Annotated in this window: 16 protein-coding genes; 13 read left to right on the top strand and 3 right to left on the bottom strand. The window is 64.6% G+C overall.

What is annotated here, in order from left to right:
- The first annotated feature begins 19 nt into the window (after window positions 1-19).
- From CEQ44_RS20360 to CEQ44_RS20325, 8 genes are all read left to right on the top strand, one after another.
- Window positions 20-1,759 carry an alpha/beta hydrolase gene (locus CEQ44_RS20360; protein ID WP_088182306.1) on the top strand — a complete coding sequence of 580 codons (1,740 nt, stop codon included), beginning with the start codon at window positions 20-22 and terminating at the stop codon, window positions 1,757-1,759.
- Window positions 1,760-1,899: 140 nt separating this feature from the next.
- Window positions 1,900-2,781: a phasin family protein gene (locus CEQ44_RS20355; RefSeq protein ID WP_088182411.1), complete on the top strand. Its 882-nt coding sequence runs from the start codon at window positions 1,900-1,902 to the stop codon at window positions 2,779-2,781.
- 154 nt (window positions 2,782-2,935) lie between these two features.
- A complete protein-coding gene (clpS, locus tag CEQ44_RS20350) occupies window positions 2,936-3,313 on the top strand; it encodes an ATP-dependent Clp protease adapter ClpS (protein WP_373438211.1) in 378 nt (125 codons plus the stop codon).
- Window positions 3,314-3,402: 89 nt separating this feature from the next.
- Window positions 3,403-4,908 carry a glycerol-3-phosphate dehydrogenase gene (locus CEQ44_RS20345; RefSeq protein ID WP_254913780.1) on the top strand — a complete coding sequence of 502 codons (1,506 nt, stop codon included), beginning with the start codon at window positions 3,403-3,405 and terminating at the stop codon, window positions 4,906-4,908.
- Window positions 4,905-6,389, top strand: a complete 1,485-nt coding sequence (locus CEQ44_RS20340; RefSeq protein WP_088182303.1) for a glycerol kinase — start codon at window positions 4,905-4,907, stop codon at window positions 6,387-6,389. Before CEQ44_RS20345 ends, CEQ44_RS20340 begins: the two co-directional genes overlap by 4 nt.
- Before the next feature lie 74 nt (window positions 6,390-6,463).
- A complete protein-coding gene (locus CEQ44_RS20335) occupies window positions 6,464-8,239 on the top strand; it encodes a sensor domain-containing diguanylate cyclase (RefSeq protein WP_088182302.1) in 1,776 nt (591 codons plus the stop codon).
- A 76-nt stretch (window positions 8,240-8,315) separates the two neighbouring features.
- Entirely contained in the window at window positions 8,316-8,693 is a 378-nt protein-coding gene (locus tag CEQ44_RS20330) for a MerC domain-containing protein (RefSeq protein ID WP_088182301.1), read from the top strand.
- Window positions 8,694-8,858: 165 nt separating this feature from the next.
- A complete protein-coding gene (locus tag CEQ44_RS20325) occupies window positions 8,859-9,299 on the top strand; it encodes a hypothetical protein (protein WP_254913779.1) in 441 nt (146 codons plus the stop codon).
- A gap of 7 nt (window positions 9,300-9,306) precedes the next feature.
- Here CEQ44_RS20325 and CEQ44_RS20320 read toward each other — a convergent pair whose 3' ends face one another.
- Both CEQ44_RS20320 and CEQ44_RS20315 read right to left on the bottom strand, forming a co-directional pair.
- Window positions 9,307-10,611, bottom strand: coding sequence for a homoserine dehydrogenase (locus tag CEQ44_RS20320; RefSeq protein WP_088182300.1), 1,305 nt, complete (start codon window positions 10,609-10,611; stop codon window positions 9,307-9,309).
- A 136-nt stretch (window positions 10,612-10,747) separates the two neighbouring features.
- Window positions 10,748-11,620: a hypothetical protein gene (locus tag CEQ44_RS20315; protein WP_176400197.1), complete on the bottom strand. Its 873-nt coding sequence runs from the start codon at window positions 11,618-11,620 to the stop codon at window positions 10,748-10,750.
- A 254-nt stretch (window positions 11,621-11,874) separates the two neighbouring features.
- On the opposite strand from CEQ44_RS20315, the gene CEQ44_RS20310 reads away from it, so the two are divergent.
- The 5 genes from CEQ44_RS20310 to CEQ44_RS20290 all read left to right on the top strand — a co-directional run bounded on the left by CEQ44_RS20310 (window position 11,875) and on the right by CEQ44_RS20290 (window position 15,018).
- The gene (locus CEQ44_RS20310) at window positions 11,875-12,537 is read left to right on the top strand and encodes an energy transducer TonB (protein ID WP_088182299.1); all 663 of its coding nucleotides are present in this window, start codon (window positions 11,875-11,877) and stop codon (window positions 12,535-12,537) included.
- 71 nt (window positions 12,538-12,608) lie between these two features.
- The gene (locus CEQ44_RS20305) at window positions 12,609-13,364 is read left to right on the top strand and encodes a MotA/TolQ/ExbB proton channel family protein (RefSeq protein ID WP_176400196.1); all 756 of its coding nucleotides are present in this window, start codon (window positions 12,609-12,611) and stop codon (window positions 13,362-13,364) included.
- Window positions 13,365-13,478: 114 nt separating this feature from the next.
- Window positions 13,479-13,967, top strand: a complete 489-nt coding sequence (locus CEQ44_RS20300) for a biopolymer transporter ExbD (protein ID WP_088182297.1) — start codon at window positions 13,479-13,481, stop codon at window positions 13,965-13,967.
- Between the two features lie 24 nt (window positions 13,968-13,991).
- Window positions 13,992-14,414: a biopolymer transporter ExbD gene (locus CEQ44_RS20295; RefSeq protein ID WP_088182296.1), complete on the top strand. Its 423-nt coding sequence runs from the start codon at window positions 13,992-13,994 to the stop codon at window positions 14,412-14,414.
- 292 nt (window positions 14,415-14,706) lie between these two features.
- A complete protein-coding gene (locus CEQ44_RS20290; protein ID WP_088182295.1) occupies window positions 14,707-15,018 on the top strand; it encodes a PilZ domain-containing protein in 312 nt (103 codons plus the stop codon).
- Window positions 15,019-15,262: 244 nt separating this feature from the next.
- Here the strand turns inward: CEQ44_RS20290 and CEQ44_RS20285 are convergent, their stop codons facing one another.
- The gene (locus CEQ44_RS20285) at window positions 15,263-17,050 is read right to left on the bottom strand and encodes an ABC transporter transmembrane domain-containing protein (RefSeq protein ID WP_088182294.1); all 1,788 of its coding nucleotides are present in this window, start codon (window positions 17,048-17,050) and stop codon (window positions 15,263-15,265) included.
- Window positions 17,051-17,139 lie beyond the last annotated feature (89 nt).

Here is a 17,139-nt window from a genome sequence, read left to right as displayed (position 1 = left end):
CAGGAGGAGCAAGGTGGCCATGGATAAAGCCGATGTCATGGAACCCCACCTGCCCACATTGCAGCAGATGCAGCAATGGACCGAGGTCATCGGCCGCGCCCAGCAATTGATGCTGGAACAGGCCGCGGGCGCGACCGGGCGGATGCTGCCGTTCGACCCGGAAACCGTGGCGCGCATCCAGACCAGCTTCGCCGACGAAGGGCTGGCGCTGTGGCAGCGTTTCCTGGATTCGGGCGGATTGCTGCGCGACCAGCCCGACCCTGCGCCTGCCGACAGCCCGGCTGCCGCCAAGGATCGGCGGTTCGCCGATCCGGCGTGGACGGAGCATCCCTTTTACGACCTGATCCGGCAAAGCTATCTGCTGACCTCGGATTATATGCTCCGCCTGGCGGACGCGGTGGATGGCGTTGATCCCAAGGCGAAAGCCAAGCTGCGCTTTGCCACCAGCGGCATGCTGGACGCGATGTCGCCCGCCAATTTCCCGCTCACCAACCCGACCGTGGTGCAGAAGACGATCGAGAGCGGCGGCGAGAATCTGGTCAAGGGCCTCAAGCATATGCTGGCCGACATGGAGAAGGGGCAACTGAGCCACACCGACGGCAGCCAGTTCGAACTGGGGCGCAACATCGCCGCGACGCCGGGCAAGGTCATCCATGAAACCCCGCTCTACCAGCTGATCCATTATGCGCCTTCGACGGCGCAGGTGCTGGAAACGCCGCTCGTCATCTTTCCGCCCTGGATCAACCGCTTCTACATTCTCGACCTGTCGCCGGAAAAAAGCTTCGTCAAATGGGCGGTGGACCAGGGGATCAGCGTGTTCCTGGTGTCATGGAAGTCCGCCGACGCATCAATGAAGGATCTGGTCTGGGACGATTATATCCTGAAAGGCCAGATCGACGCGATCGACACTGTGCGCGACCTGCTCAAGGTGAAAAGCGTCCATACGATCGGCTATTGCGTGGCCGGCACGACGCTGGCCGCGACGCTGGCGCTGCTGGCGGCGCGGGGCCAGGCGGACAAGGTGGCGAGCGCGACCTTCTTCACCGCCCAGGTCGATTTTTCCCAGGCCGGGGACCTGACCCTGTTCATCGACGACGAGCAGATGAAGCTGGTGGACCAGCTATCGTCCGGCGGCTTCCTCGATGGGCGCTACATGGCCGTCACCTTCAACCTGCTGCGCGGGCGCGACCTGATCTGGAACTATGTGGTCAACAATTATCTGCTGGGCATGGATTATCCGCCCTTCGACCTGCTCTACTGGAATGGCGACACCACCAACCTGCCAGCGCGCTGGCACAAGGATTATCTGACGCAGCTGTATCGCGACAACCTGTTGGTCGTGCCGGGCGCCATCAGCGTGGACGGGACGCCGATCGACCTCAAGACGATCCAGACGCCGGCCTATGTGCAGGCCGGGCGGGAGGACCATATCGCCCCGCTGGAAAGCGTGTGGAAGCTGACGGAAAATCTGTCAGGCCCGGTACGGTTCGTGCTCGCAGGGTCGGGCCACATCGCCGGGGTCATCAATCCGCCCGCCGCGAACAAATATCAATATTGGGTGGCGGACGAGCCGCAGCCGACGCTGGACAATTTCCTTGCAGTCGCGAAGGAAACGAAGGGCAGCTGGTGGCCCGACTGGCGCGCCTGGATCGAGCAGGGTGATTCGCGCAAGGTGCCCGCCAAGGGCGCGCGCCAGCCGGGCGGGGGTCGATTAAGACCGGTCGAAGATGCACCCGGACGTTACGTAAAGCAGCGCTAAAGCTGTGCAATAGCGGTTTTCGGTAGCCAGACTGAAACCCCGCAAGCCTCTCTCCGTTTCAGATTTGTTGCACTGCACAATAACTCTTGCAAACATCCCGCAAAGCCATTATTGTGCAGTGCAACAAACGGAGGATGGTCATGGCTGTTACAACGAAGACGCCCAATAGCAGCCTGCGCCCCAAGCCCGGTTCGACGACCCTGTCGGCGAGCGAGGCGCTGAAGGCGGCGGAAGCGGCGATCGGCACCCCGGCGGCAAAGAAGCCTGCGCCCAGAAAGGCGGTTTCTGCCGCGGTAAAGCCGATTGATACCAATCCGCAGAAGGAGCCGGCCCCAACGCCTGCTCCCACGCCGACACCGACGCCCGCTCCGACGCCTTCGTCGAAGTCTGAGCCTGTCGAAAGCCCGGCCGAACAGGCCGATCCTGTCGCGATCGCCGCCGCCACGACCGCGGTGGATGCCGCGCCGGAACCCGCCATAACAGAACCCAAAATTACAGAGAGCCTGACCAAGGCCGAACCCATCGCGACCCAGCCGCTGCCGGCAGAAGGAACCAAGATCATGAACGACGTCATCGAAACCGGAAAGAAGTTCGCCGAGGACACCAAGGCCAAGTTCGAAACCGCCTATGCCGACATGAACGAGAAGGCCAAGGCCGGCGTTGAAAAGTCGACCAAGGCGATCGAAGAAATGAGCGACATCGCCAAGGGCAATGTCGAAGCGCTGGTCGAATCGGGCAAGATCGCCGCCAAGGCGATGGAAACCCTGGGCCAGGAAGCTGTCGATTACAGCCGCAAGAATTTCGAAAAGGCGACCGCGTCGTTCAAGACCTTCTCGACCGCCAAGACCCCGACCGAATTCTTCCAGCTGCAGAGCCAGTTCCTGTCGAGCAGCTTTGACGAGATGGCCAAGGAAGCCGCCAAGAACAGCGAAGCGATGATGAAGCTGGCGAGCGAAATCGCTCAGCCGCTGACCGCCCGCGTGACGTTGGTCACCGACAAGGTGAAGTCGCTGGCCGCCTGATCGGTAGCGTTCTTCCCGTCATAGCCAAGGGGCGTCGCTTCCATTTGCGGAAGCGGCGCCCCTTTGCATTGAAGCTGAAATATCGTCTGTCCTGCGGGATCGTCCCTTCGGCCCCCTTGCCTTGACGCGGCAAATCGCCATATCCTTTGGCATCATGAACAGCCGTATCACATCCCATGCAGGCCCCGTTGCGATGGCGGGCCAGCATCCTGACGATCAGGGCGAGGGTCCAGGCGGTCCCAGCGTCGGCATCGCCACCCGGACGCGCACCCGCACCAAAAAGCCTTCGCTCTATAAGGTGCTGATGCTCAACGACGACTATACCCCAATGGAGTTCGTCGTGCATGTCCTGCAAAGTTTCTTCCGCATGGACATGGAGGAAGCGACGCGGGTGATGCTGCATGTCCACCAGCGCGGCGTCGGCGTGTGCGGGATTTTCAGCTATGAGGTTGCCGAGACCAAGGTCAACCAGGTGATGGACTTCGCCCGGCAGAACCAGCACCCGCTGCAATGCACCTTGGAAAAGGCCTGATCGCCGGCAAATATGGGCTGAACGGCTGACAGTGGTCGGCCATGGTTTCGCGGTTCCCTCACGCGCCTGTCCATCCTACATCTGCAGGCGTGAACGAGACGCCAAAAGCTGACATCTACGACTTGGCCGTCATCGGCGGCGGGGTGAATGGCTGCGGCATCGCCCGCGACGCCGCTGGGCGTGGCGCGCATGTGTTATTGTTGGAGCAGGGCGATCTGGCCAGCGGCACATCGTCCGCGTCCACCAAATTGATCCACGGCGGCCTGCGCTATCTGGAGCATTACGAGTTCGCGCTGGTGCGCGAATCGTTGGCGGAGCGCGAGCGGCTCTGGGGAATCGCGCCGCATATCATTCATCCGATGCGCTTCGTCCTGCCCTGGACCAAGGGCCTGCGGCCGCGCTGGATGCTGCGGCTGGGCCTGTTCCTGTACGATCATATCGGCGGCCGTCGCGCTCTGCCGGTGACGCAGGCGATCGATCTGCGCGGCCATCCCGCGGGCGCGCCCCTGAAAAGCGGCTTCAGGCGGGGCTATTGCTATTCCGACGCATGGGTAGATGACGCCCGGCTGGTGGTGCTCAACGCGCGCGACGCCGCCGATCGCGGTGCGGAAGTGCGCACCCGTACCGCCGTCTTGCGATTGGCGCGCGCCGATGGCTATTGGCGGATCGCGACCCTGTCGGATCGCGGCGAAGAGACGGTCCACGCCCGCGCCGTGGTGAACGCCGCCGGGCCGGCCGTGCTCGACCTGCTCGACCGCGCGGATCGACCGACGCAGCGGCACATACGGCTGGTGCGCGGATCGCATATCGTCGTGCCGCGCCTGTTCGATCATGGCTTTGCCTATTTCTTCCAGTTGCCCGACGGCCGCATCTTTTTCGCCATCCCTTACGAACGCGACTTTACGTTGATCGGCACGACCGACCGCGATCATGACGGCGGGCTGGACCATGTCGTCGCGAGCGACGAGGAGATCGCTTATCTGTGCGAAGCCGCGAATCGCTATTTCGCGCGGTCGATCATGCCGGCCGACGTCGTCTGGTCCTATGCCGGGGTGCGGCCGCTGGTGGACGATGGATCGGCGAGGCCCGAAGCGGCAACGCGGGGCTATCGCCTTGAACTGGACGATGAAGATGGCGCGCCGCCGCTGCTCAGCGTGTTCGGCGGCAAGATCACCACCTATCGCCATCTGGCGGCTGAGGCGGTGGATCTGCTCAAGCCGTATCTGCCCGCGCTCAAGGGCGACGATTGGACCGCCGACGCGCCCCTGCCCGGCGGCGACTTTCCCATGACGGGCCTTGCCGAGCTGATCGCCGGGCTGGCGCGCGACTATCCCTTTCTGGATGCCGCCACGATCGACCGCATCGCGCGCGCCTATGGCACCCAGGCGCGAGTGTGGCTGGGGGAAGCGCGGGAGGCATCGGCGCTGGGGCTGGACTTCGGCCATGGCCTGACCGAAGCGGAGGCGAGGCATATGATGATGCGCGAATGGGCGCAGACCAGTGACGACATGCTTTGGCGGCGCAGCAAGCTGGGGCTGCGGCTGGACCGGGTGCAGGTCGATCGGCTGGAGCGCTGGCTGGAGGAGAGGTTGTGAGCGAACGCCTGTTGCTGGTGCTGGACGCCGGGACGACATCGACCCGTGCGATGCTCTACGCCCCCGATGGCGCGCGGATCGCGACCGCGCAGGCGGGCCTGACCCAATATTATCCCCAACCCGGCTGGGTCGAACATGACGCGGCGGAAATCTGGACGCGCACCTTGGCATGCGCGCGGGAGATGGTGGCGCGCGCCGGTGGCGCGGACCGAATCGCCGCGATCGGGATCGCGAACCAGCGCGAGACGGTGGTCGCCTGGCACCGGCGAACGGGCGATCCGATCGGCCGCGCCATCGTATGGCAGGACCGGCGCACGGCGGACCACTGCGCGGCCTTGCGGGAGGCCGGCCATGAACCGCTGGTCCAGCAGCGCACCGGCCTGATCCTCGATCCCTATTTTTCCGCGACCAAGATGCGCTGGATGATCGACCATCGCCCCGATGTCGCGGCCGCTGGGAATGAATTGGCGTTCGGCACGGTCGAAAGCTGGCTGGTCTGGAAACTGACCGGTGGCTTGCATATCAGCGACGCCAGCAATGCCAGCCGGACGCAGCTCATGGCGCTGGACGGGGCGGGATGGGACGCGGACCTGTGCGCCCTGTTCGGCGTCCCGCGCGCGTCCTTGCCGGAGATCGTCGACAATGCCGGCGATTTCGGCGCGACCTTGCCCGACTGGCTGGGCGGGCCGATTCGGATCTGCGGGCTGGCGGGTGACCAGCAGGCGGCGACTATCGGGCAGGGGTGCCTGGCGGCGGGCGCGGTCAAGGCGACACTGGGCACCGGCGCCTTCGTGCTGGCGCCAGTCGGGCAGGCCGTCCCGGCGTCCGCCCATCGCCTGCTTGGCACGGTGCTGTGTCAGATGGATGGGCGGCGCCATTATGCGCTGGAAGGGTCGATCTTCGTTGCGGGCAGCCTGATCCAGTGGCTGCGCGATCGGATCGGCCTGATCGCGGCGGCGGCGGATACCGATGCGATTGCCCGTTCCGTGCCCGACAATGGCGGGGTGTTCCTGCTACCCGCCCTGTCCGGCCTGGGCGCGCCGCATTGGCGACCCGAAGCGACCGGCACGATCGTCGGGCTGACTCATGGCACGGGCCGGGCGCATATCGTCCGGGCCGCTCTCGAATCCATGGCGCATCAGGTGCATGACCTGGCTGCGGCCTTTGCCGCCGATGGCGCGCCCTGGCGGACGCTGCGGATCGATGGCGGGATGAGCGCCAATGATTGGATCGCGCAGGACATGGCCGACATGCTGGACCTGATCGTCGAACGACCCGCTGACGTTGAGACGACGGCGCGCGGTGCGGCCATGCTGGCGGGCGTCGGGGTCGGCCTGTTCCCCTCGCTGGAAGCGGCTGCCGGCATGGCGGCGGCGCAGGAGCGATTCGCGCCGGCAATCGCCGCGCGAGTGCGGGCGCAAAGGCTGGCGGGGTGGCGCGCCCTGCTGGCGCAGGCCGGCGCATGTGTCGTTACGGATTAGGCTGTCTTATCGCCCACATCGGCTGAGTGGCCGTGAGCAAATATTAACGATGAACGTCTAGCAACGATGGCGACATGTCGCATATCGCCCTTCGCCAACCTTCGTCCTGGATTGCGCCGGTCGCCACCGGATGCGTCTATTTCGTGGTGGCGTCGCTGGCCCTTATAGTGTCGCGATTCGAGGGTGGATTGGCGTTCATCTGGTGCGCCAACGCGTTCCTGATGGCGGACCTTCTGACGTCGCGCACCGCCCATTGGCCCCGCGCCATCATCGCCTGCGGCGTCGCCAGCGCGGCTGCGACTGCATGGGTGGGGATGGGACCGGCGGCGGCGGTGCCGATGGCGGCGATCAACATCGCCGAATCGCTGATCGTGGCCCTCCTGTGTCGCTGGTTCGTGGCCGACCGGCTGGAAATCGGCGCCATCCGTCCGCTGATCGTCTTCGTCGTCGCTCTATGCGGCGTGGCCAATATCGTCGCCGGCTTGGCTGCGGCGCTGGTGGCTTCGACACTGACGTCCGTATCCTTCTGGCCCTCCTTCGTACAATGGTACACCGGCCATGTTCTGGGCGGTCTGACCTGCGCACCGATCCTGATCATGGCGTTCCAGGGCGAAGTCCGACGGTGGATGGCGGACGCGTCGGGCCGCGCCAAGCTGGAGGCGGTGCTGCTGCTCGGCCTTTTCGCGCTGACAACCATCCATGTTTTCTTCTGGGCGCGCTATCCCTTGTTGTTCGCGCCGTTGCTGCCGCTGGTGCTGATCGCCTTTCGCGTCGGGCATATGGGGTCGGCGGCGGCGGTCATCCTGCTGGCCGGGATCGGTGGCACGGCGACCATGGCGGGCATCGGTCCGCTGACATGGGTCACCGGTGACATCGGCGAGCGCATCCAGTTCTTCCAATTCTATCTCGCGCTCAGCTTCCTGCTGTGCATGCCGATCGCCGTAGAACTGGCCGCGCGCAAGCGGCTGTTCCAGATGCTGCAGCAGAGCGAGGCGCGCTATCGGGCCATGGCCGAACATAGCGGCGACGTTGTGCTCAACATCAGTATCGATGGCGTCATTCAATATGCCTCGCCCTCGGCCGCCGAACAGATCGGCTGCGCGCCGGACCTGCTACTGGGGCAGGCCGCCGCGAATCTGGTCGATCCCCATGATCGGGCCTTGGTGATCGCCACCCATAAGCGCGCGCTGGAGCAGCCGGGAACGGCGCACAAGGTCGAGTTTCGGCCCCTGGTGTCGACCGAAGGCCTGGAATGGTGCGAGATGGTCAGCCGCGCGATGATCGACGAGCGCGGCCTGCCGAGCGGCGTGGTGAGCATGATCCGGGACATGTCGCGGCATAAGGCGCGCCAACGCGCGTTGCAGCAGGTCGCTGCGCGCGATTCGCTGACGGGCGCGGATAGTCGCCGGGCCTTTCTCGACAAGTTGGATCGGGAGATCGAGCGCGTCGGCGCCCGATCGTCCTTGCTGCTGATCGACATCGATCATTTCAAGGCGGTCAACGATCGTTATGGCCATGGCGCGGGCGATAGGGTGCTGAGCGCCTTCGTCGAACGGCTGCGCTCCGGCCTGCGTGCGGGCGACAGCATCGGCCGGCTGGGTGGCGAGGAATTCGCGATCCTGCTGCGCGACAGCGACATAGACCGGTCGAGCCTGCTATGCGAACGGCTGCGCGCCCTCCTTGACGAGCCGATCGTCGTCGGCGCATCGCTGGCTATCAACGTGACGTTCAGCGCCGGCCTCGTCGCGCTGGACGGCGCGGCCGATCGTTCGGCTATGCTGGAGGCGGCGGACAAGGCGCTGTATCGCGCCAAACATGGTGGTCGGAACTGCCTGCGCCTGGCGGCCTGACCAATCGCGCGAGGCTCGTTAAAAATTGCGATGTTATGTTGTAACTTACGGTCGCTTGGCCTAAGTAACTTCGACCATGAAGTTGACCTTGCGCCATGCCCTGATGAGCGGCCGGATCGATCGCATCGCGATCGCGCTGTCGGGGTTGTGCGTGGCGCACTGTTTCGCCACGGCGGTTATTCTAGGTCTGCTGGCGTCGGCGGGGGGCATCTTCGAAAGTCCCCTCTTCCATGAAGCCGGGCTGATGCTGGCGATCCTGCTGGGCGCGGTTGCATTGGGCCATGGCGCGCTGGTCCATGGCTATATGATGCCCGCGGCGGTCGGATCGCTGGGTCTGGGGGTGATGGCGGGTGCGCTCACCATGGATCATGGCTTGCAGGAAAGCGTCTATACGCTGATCGGCGTCGGCATCTTGGCGCTGGGCCACGATCTCAATCATCGCGCCGGGCGCTAGCCGCGGCCGTCTTCGCTACGCCGTTTGCCTGCACCATCATCTTACCCTGCCTCTTATCATGGATCGACCCGTTAAACGCTCGGTCCGTTTCCTGTCGAGCAGGGACGACCTGATCGCCGCGACACGCAGCGACATGATGCGGCCATGATTGGCTGCTTTCCTGGCATGATGATACGAATCCTTCTTGTCGCCCTGCCGGCGATGGCGTGGCCGGTCCGGGCGCAAGAGTCGGGCGAGGATGCTGTAATGGCCGCCTATCGCAGCAAGACGCAGGTCGTCCGGCGATGTGACCGAAGCGGGGACACGATCGTCGTGTGCGGCACGCAGGCGGAACGCAATGCGCGAGAACGGCTGCCCTTGCCGCGCGGAAGCGATGCCGCCGCCGTCCCGTTGCGGGGGGAAGCGCCGCGGGCATCGGCCAACGCCGTGCGGCAGGGCAGTTGCGGCGTCGTCGGGGGACAGGGCACGGGGTGCGTCGGCGGTTTGAACGCCCGCAAAATCCTGTCCGACGCCGTCAAGGCTATCGGCGCGGTGGTCGATCCCGATGCCGACCTGTCGCCACCGCCGATGTTGCCCGATCGCTTCAAGGGCGTCGGACAGCATTGAGGCGCACTTAATCGAGAATGTGCATGACCATCGGCGTGTCGAGCAGACTGTCGGACCCCGCCAGCCGCTCCAGCGTTTCGCGTACGCAGCGCTCTTCGCCTGCATGGGTGACGATTGCCACCAGCACGCCGTCCGCCTGGTTGGCGCCCCGCTGGATCATGCTTTCGATCGACACGCCCGCGTCGCGGGTGGCGGCAGCGATTTCGGCCAGCACGCCGGGACGATCCTGTACCTTGAAGCGCAGATAGGTGCGGCCGATGCGTGCGCCGGCATCGGCGGTGTTTTGCGGCGTCAGGGCGGCGACCGGCATGGCGAAGGCGTCGCCATATTCGTCGCGCGCCACGTCGATCAGGTCCGCGACCACGGCCGATGCGGTCGGGCCGTCGCCCGCGCCCCGACCCTGGAAGAACAGGCGGCCGACGAAATTGCCCTCCGCCACTACGGCGTTCAAGGAGCCATCGACATGGGCGAGCGGATGGTCGAGCGGCACCAGCATCGGGTGGACGCGCTGGAACAGGCCGTCATGGCCGTTCTGCGCCATGCCGACCAGGCGGATACGGAAGCCCAGTGCGGCGGCTTCGGCGATGTCCGCGGCGATGACATGGCGGATGCCAGTGGTCGCAACTGCGTCGAAATCCAGTTCGGTGCCGAAGGCGAGGCTGGCGAGGATGGTCAGCTTGTGCGCCGCGTCCACCCCATCAATGTCGAAGCTGGGATCGGCTTCGGCATAGCCCAGATCCTGCGCTTCCTTCAGCACCGCGTCGAAGCCCCGGCCTTCCTTCTCCATCGTGGTCAGGATATAATTGCAGGTGCCGTTGAGGATGCCATAGACGCGGCTGATTTCGTTGGCGGCGGCGCCTTCGCGCATGCCTTTGATGACCGGGATGCCGCCTGCGACCGCGGCTTCATATTTGAGTGCGATGCCGCCCTGTTCGGCGAGCCGGGCGAGGTCCAGCCCATGATGCGCCAACATCGCCTTATTAGCGGTGACGAAGGGCTTGCCCAGCGTCAGGCATTGGCGCGCCAGGGTGAGGGCGGGGCCGTCCGCGCCGCCGATCAGTTCGACCACGACATCGACATCGTCGCGCGTGGCGAGCGTCGTCATGTCGTCCACCCATTCATAGGGTGACAGATCGACGCCGCGATCCTTGTTCCGGTCGCGCGCGGAAATGGCGACGATCTGGATCGGGCAGCCGGCGCGGCGGGCGATCAGAGCGCCATTGGTGTTGAGCAGCCGAATCACCCCGCCGCCCACCGTGCCGAGGCCGACAAGCGCGACGCGCAGCGGGGCATGGCGGTGCAGATTGGTCATGGCGGCGTGTATTCCTTGTGCGGCTGATGAACGCCGCGCTGATAGCCGCCCGCGCGAAACTGTCCAAGGAAAAGCGGGCCGCAGCGCGCGCCTGCGTGCGAATCAGGCCTATCTGCGAATCAGGCCCATGTGCGAATCAGGATGGCGCGCGCGTCCGTCCGCACGGGCCAAGCGCGGCGATCACGACGCCATAGTCGGCGCGTGCGGCTTCCGCATCCTGCACCGACAGCGTGCGTACGGTGCGGGCGGGCAGCGTGGCGGGCAATGTGCAGGCCAGTCGATACCACAGCAGGCTGCCCGGTTCGGGCGCGCGGGCGGCTTCGTCCATAATCTCGCCCAGCGCCACTGCCCAATGCGGCGCCTGGCCCGGACGGCGCAGGATGGATAGCGAGACCGGGTCGCCCTTTTCGGTGCGCAGGAAAATCTGCGTCTCGCCTTCGCCCGCGACCGTGCCGGCGACATGGAAGGCATCGCCCAGGCCCAGGATGCGCGGCGGCGCGCCGGGCGCCACCAGCGCTGACAGCACCGCCTTGACCCGGTCCACTTCGGCAAGGGTAGCGGGGATTTGGGCGTCGGGCGCGACGAGCTGGATCTCGCCGGGGCGCTCGCCGGGCTGCGCGAAGAGAATGACCTGCGCCTTTTTGAGCTTGGCTATCTTGCCGCGCCCGTCGAGCGGCGCGTCGTAGAGATAGGTTACAAGGGGAGCGATTCCCGCTTCGCCGCGAATCAACCCCGTCACATCGGCCTCGACGAACAGCCTTTTGTGCCCTGCCGGGACCGAACCGGCCTGCTCTGGCTTCAAAGCGATGATGTTGCGAATGCGCACATTGGCCACGAGCGATGCTTTATCCGCCAGGTCCACAATGTCGGCATAGGACAGGCCGGGCCGGGCAGATGATGGTTGCGTTACCATCATCCCGCTCTGGGCAAAGGCCGGAAAAACCGCGGGAGATGCGGCGGAAATGAGGCAGAGCAATCCCAGATGGCGCAAGCGGATGGCGGATTTCATTGTCAGCTTCGTCCTATGTTTTTGGCCAGTGGCAAGGATGTCACAGGCAAGTCATTCCGATATGAAATGGTAACCGCAAATGAACAAATCGATAAAGCGTTTGCGTGCCACGATGCGTCGCGATAGGAGTTTGCGCGGTAGCAAATGAACGGGCAGGGGCCAAAGGCGACTGGGGCAGCTTGGTCGGCTTGGGTCGTTTTTGGCTGATTTTGTATAAACCACTGGTAAGATGAGTTAAGGAGTGTCGTTGCCGAATGGCCTATGCTGACCACTCGCAAGGATCGAGTCGGACTGTCTCGATCGTCATCGTCGCCCTGATTCACGCTGTTCTTGGCTATGCCTTCGTCACCGGTCTTGGCATGAAATATGTCAAAAAGGCGGCAGAACAGCTGAACGTGATCGACGTGAAGGAGGAACCGCCACCACCGGACGAGGAGCCGCCACCGCCGCCGCCAGATCAGCCGATCGAGCCGCCGCCGGTTGTCGCGCCTCCGCCGATTGTGCAGACCCCGGCGCCAGCGCCGCCGATCCAGACGGTTCGGACGCCCCCCCCGGTGTTCAATCCGGTTCCGGTCGCCGCACCGCCGCCACCGCCGGCTGCTCCGCCGCCGCCGCCTCAGGCTGCGACGCGTGCTTCGCCGCGTAGCCAGCCTGGCTCGTGGCTCAGCGATGCCGACTATCCGAGCCGCGCCCAGCGCGAAGAGCGTTCGGGTACGGCCGGTTTCCGGCTGGAAATCGGCGCGGATGGTCGGGTGACCAACTGCACCATCACCTCTTCGACCGGCCATGCCGACCTCGACGAGGCGACCTGCCGCCTGCTGCCGAAGCGTGCGCGCTTCAAGCCGGCCAAGGGATCTGACGGTGCGGAAATGCCCGATACGTACAACGGGCGTATCACCTGGCGTCTGCCGGAATAATTTGATCGGGAAGGCGCGCGCCATGCGCCGCCTGTCCCTAGCTTGATCTCATTGAGAGGGAAGTCTTGAACATGTTGATGTATCTCGCAGCTGCGGCGCCAAAGCCGGAAAACCCCTATGGTCTTGTCGAAGCCCTTGAACAGGGCGGCGTCATTGCCTGGACCGTGTTCATCATCCTGTGCGGCATGTCTGTCGGCACGTTCTACATTTTGTTCACCAAGCTGATCGAACAGCAGAAGGTGATCAACCAGGGCAAGAAGGTGCGTGCGACCTTCTGGCGTTCGGCTTCGCTCAAGGAAGCGTCGGCCAAGCTGGAAAAGAACTCGGCCTATAAGCAGATCGTCGATGACGGCATCAAGGCTCAGGAAGAGCATGGCAAGCTGAAGGACCCGGTCGAAGCGCATGACTGGCTGCACGGCTCGCTGGCGCGTTCGGAAGCCGCGATCAACTCGTCGCTCGGTGGCGGCCTCGCCTTCCTCGCGACCGTCGGTTCGACCTCCCCGTTCATCGGTCTGTTCGGTACGGTTATCGGTATCTACCGCGCGCTCATCAAGATCGGCGCTGCCGGTCAGGCTTCGATCGACGCAGTTGCCGGCCCGGTCGGTGAAGCGCTCATCATGACCGCCCTGGGTCTGGCCGTCGCCGTTCCCGCGGTGCTCGCCTACAACTTCCTGCAGCGCCGTAACAAGAATATCGCCGAGCAGTTGAACGGTTTCACCGTCGATCTGCTGGCCTATCTGGTTTCCGACGGTGCCGTGAAGCCGGCCGTTGGCCCGGCGCCTGCCGCGCCAATCGCCAAGCCGGCTGCTGCGCCGACCAAGGCCTGACTGGCTTAAAATTCCGGTTGGGAAACCGGGCGGCGGCTGCGACCGCCCTGTTTCCCGCCGGACGTGGGCCTCGCGAGACGAGGCGCCATCGACACCAAGGTTAGGATAGTATCAATGGCAATGAGTGTTGGCCCCGGCGGCGGTGACGACAAGCCCTTGTCCGACATCAACACGACGCCGCTCGTCGACGTCATGCTGGTGTTGCTCATCATCTTTCTCATCGCGGTCCCGGTCGTGGTTCAGACGGTCGAGTTGCAGCTTCCCAAGGTTGCGTTCGAACCGACCACGACCAAGCCCGAAAATGTATCCCTCTCGGTCAACTCCGCGTCGGACGGCAGCTGCCAGGTTTTCTGGAATATGACCAAGGTCAATTCCGACGATCTGCTGAACCGTGCGGTTGCGAAGTTGGAAGCGGATATCAAGAAGGCGGGCGGTGTCGAGAATATGACGCCTGAGGATCTGCCTGAAGTGCATATCCGCGGCGACATCAACACCCCCTATCGTTGCATCGGCGGGACCATCTATACGATGCAGCGCGCTGGTTTCCCCAAGGTGGGCTTCATCTCCGAGCCGGAACCCGGCTCGACGACGCAGCGCCTCTGACCAGCCGATTAAGGAGATTTCGCTATGTCAATGAGCATGGGTTCCGATGATGGCGAACCGATGATGGAAATGAACACGACGCCGTTGATCGACGTCATGCTCGTTCTCCTCATCATGTTCATCATCACCATCCCGATCCAAACCCACGCGGTGAAGATCGACCTGCCGCAGAACGCGCCGCCGACCGACAGCGTGATTGATCCCGTCAAGAACAAGGTCGCGATCGACCCCGCCGGTATCATCACCTGGAACGGATCGCCGATCGACCTTCTGACCCTGCGTCAGTATCTGCAACAGTCGCTGCGCCTGCCCGTCGAGCCGGAACTCCAGTTCCAGCCCAATGCGCAGACTCGCTATGTGACGGTTGATGAGGTGCTGGCCGAGATCAAGCGCGCAGGCGTGACGAAGCTGGGCTTCGTCGGCAACGAGCAATATGGCAATTTCTGATCGCTGATATCCAGCGGCCGACATCCGCGCAGACTTCCCGGTTTTGCGGATCAGGCATGTTGGATCAGCATCGGATTGCAGCTATGCAAGGGGTCGCCTTCGGGCGGCCCTTTTTTTGGCGGACGCGGCGGCTAGCGGTGCGCCACAATGCATGACGAACCGTATCACGCTGCGAGCCGAGACCGGCGGATCAGGATCGGCCACTGACCGCATGGCTGCGATGGATCGGCGGGCTTAACCTTTTGCTTACCCCGGTCGCCGATAATATGGCGGAGGTGACTCGGTATCGATCATGGGTGCGGAACGACAAGCAGAATATGACCGCAAGGCGCGGGCGGCCGAACGCCGCCATGTGCAGATCGGGGTCAAGGTGCGGCGGCCGGGGGAAACCTGGTTCACCAGCCGGATCACTGACGTTTCGATCACGGGATTTCGCTTGCAGAGCTTCATGAAGCTTACGGTCGGCACCGACCTGTGGGTCATGTTGCCAGGTTTCGAAGGGCGACGCGCCCATGTCCTTTGGACCCGCGGTCCCGAATCCGGCTGCGCTTTCGAACGACCGCTTCATCCCGCGATCCTCGATCATATCGTCCGCACGAATTAAGGCGACACGGAAAATGTGCGAGCCGGTTTTGGCTGCCGATCGCGCGCCTCGTCAGGGAGAACTGGATAGCGAGACAGAAGAGCGTCCGGCCAATCGGTGTGCGCCTTAGCCGCCTGGCTTCGCCGACGAGCCGGAGCGTTTTCCGAACCGGATGGGGCCATCAGCAGGCCGGAGAAGCCGGATAAAACAAATGCCAGAGGTGTCCGGGCTGATGCAATCGGACCGCAATATGCTCAAGCCCGCATCAGGCCGCGGGGCCATCCTGAAATTGCAGACTGGCCAATTTGGCGTAGAGGCCGTCCTGCGCCACCAAAGCGGTGTGATTGCCCTGCTCGACGATGCGTCCTTCGTCCATCACGAGGATGCGATCCGCGGCGCGCACCGTCGCCAGCCTATGGGCGATGACGATGGTCGTGCGTCCCCGCATCAGCCGGCCGAGCGCGTCCTGCACCAGTCGTTCGGATTCGGCATCGAGCGCGGATGTGGCTTCGTCCAGAAGCAGGATCGGCGCGTCGCGCAGCAGTGCGCGGGCGATCGACAGCCGCTGGCGCTGGCCGCCGGACAGGCGCGCGCCGCCTTCGCCCATCTGGCTGTCCAGACCCTGCGGCAAGGCGCGCAGGAAGGCTTCGGCATTGGCCGCGCGGGCGGCTTCCCAAATCTGATCGTCGGTCGCGTCCCAGCGCCCGTAGCGCAGATTGTCGCGGGCCGATGCGGCGAAGATCACGCTGTCCTGCGGCACGATCGCCATCATGGCGCGCAACGCCGCGGGATCAGCGTCGGGCAGGGCGACGCCGTTCAGCCAAATGGTGCCCGAAGCCGGATCGTAGAAGCGCAGCGCGAGCTGGATGAGGGTTGATTTGCCCGCGCCGGACGGGCCGACGACCGCGACCGTCTCGCCCGGCGCGACGGCGAAGGAGACACCATGTAGCGCCGCCTGATCGGGCCGGGTCGGATAGTGGAAATGCACATCCTCGAAACGCAGATGCGCGCCTTGATCGCCGCTGGGCAGCATGGCGGGATGCGCCGGCGGGACAATGTCCGGCTGGGCGGTCATCAGTTCATGCAGGCGGCTGGCCGCGCCCGCGCCGCGCAGCAGGTCGCCCCAGCTTTCTGACAGCGATCCAAACGCGCCAGCCACCAGCCCGCCGGTCAGGACGAAGGCGGCGATGCTGCCGCCCGACAGCTTGCCAGAGGCGACGTCGAGCGCACCCTGCCACATGACGGCCGTGATCGACCCGAAGACGAGCGCGATCACCACCGCCGTCATGACTGCGCGCAGGCCGATGCGTCGTCGCGCGGTTGCGAAGCCGCTTTCCACGGTTGCGTCGAAGCGGGCGGCCTCGCGCCCCTCCTGGCCAAACGCCTGGACGATTTTCATTGCGCCCAGCACTTCGCTGGTGACGCTGCCGATGTCGGCCAGCCGATCCTGGCTGGCGCGTGAGAGTCCGCGCACCCGACGGCCAAGGCCAATCAGCACCAGCAGGATGAACGGGATGCCAAGCAGCAGCATCGCCGCAAGTTTGGGCGCGAGCGCGAAGAGGTAGATCAGGCCGCCAATGCCGGTGACAAGATTGCGCAGCGCGACCGAGACCGTCGATCCGACTACTTGTTCGACAATCGCTGTGTCTGCGGTCATGCGGGACGCGATTTCGGACGGGCGGTTCTCCTCGAAGAAGCGGGGTGCCTGGCGCAGCAGATTGGCCTGGGTGGCGCTGCGTATGTCTGCCACTACGCGCTCGCCGAGCCAGGACACGAAATAGAAGCGCAGCGCGCTGGCGATCGCCAGGATGATGACGATCAGCAGCAGATATTCAAACCAGCGGCTGATGTCGCCGCCGCCCATGAACCCCTTGTCGATCACCAGGCGAAAGCCGCTGGGGATGCCGAGCGTCGCGGCCGACGAAACGATCAGCGCCGCCAGCGCGCCGGCGATGCGACCCGGATAGCGCCGGGCGAACCCCCACAGCATCGCCAGGCTGCCAAGGGCGGGGCGCGCGTCGGCGCGGGCGGTGGGTTGCGGGGCATCCTCCATGGATGCGGCGCTTAGAGCGATTTCACGGGATAGGAAATATCCGACTGCGGCCAAATCGCCCTAAGCCAGGAAAATCCTACGGCGCGGGT

The sequence above is a fragment of the Sphingobium sp. Z007 genome (genome assembly GCF_900013425.1).
Classification (GTDB): Bacteria; Pseudomonadota; Alphaproteobacteria; order Sphingomonadales; family Sphingomonadaceae; genus Sphingobium.
The sequence above is the reverse complement of the archived record's forward strand: the minus strand, read 5'-3'. Positions and strand labels throughout refer to the sequence as shown.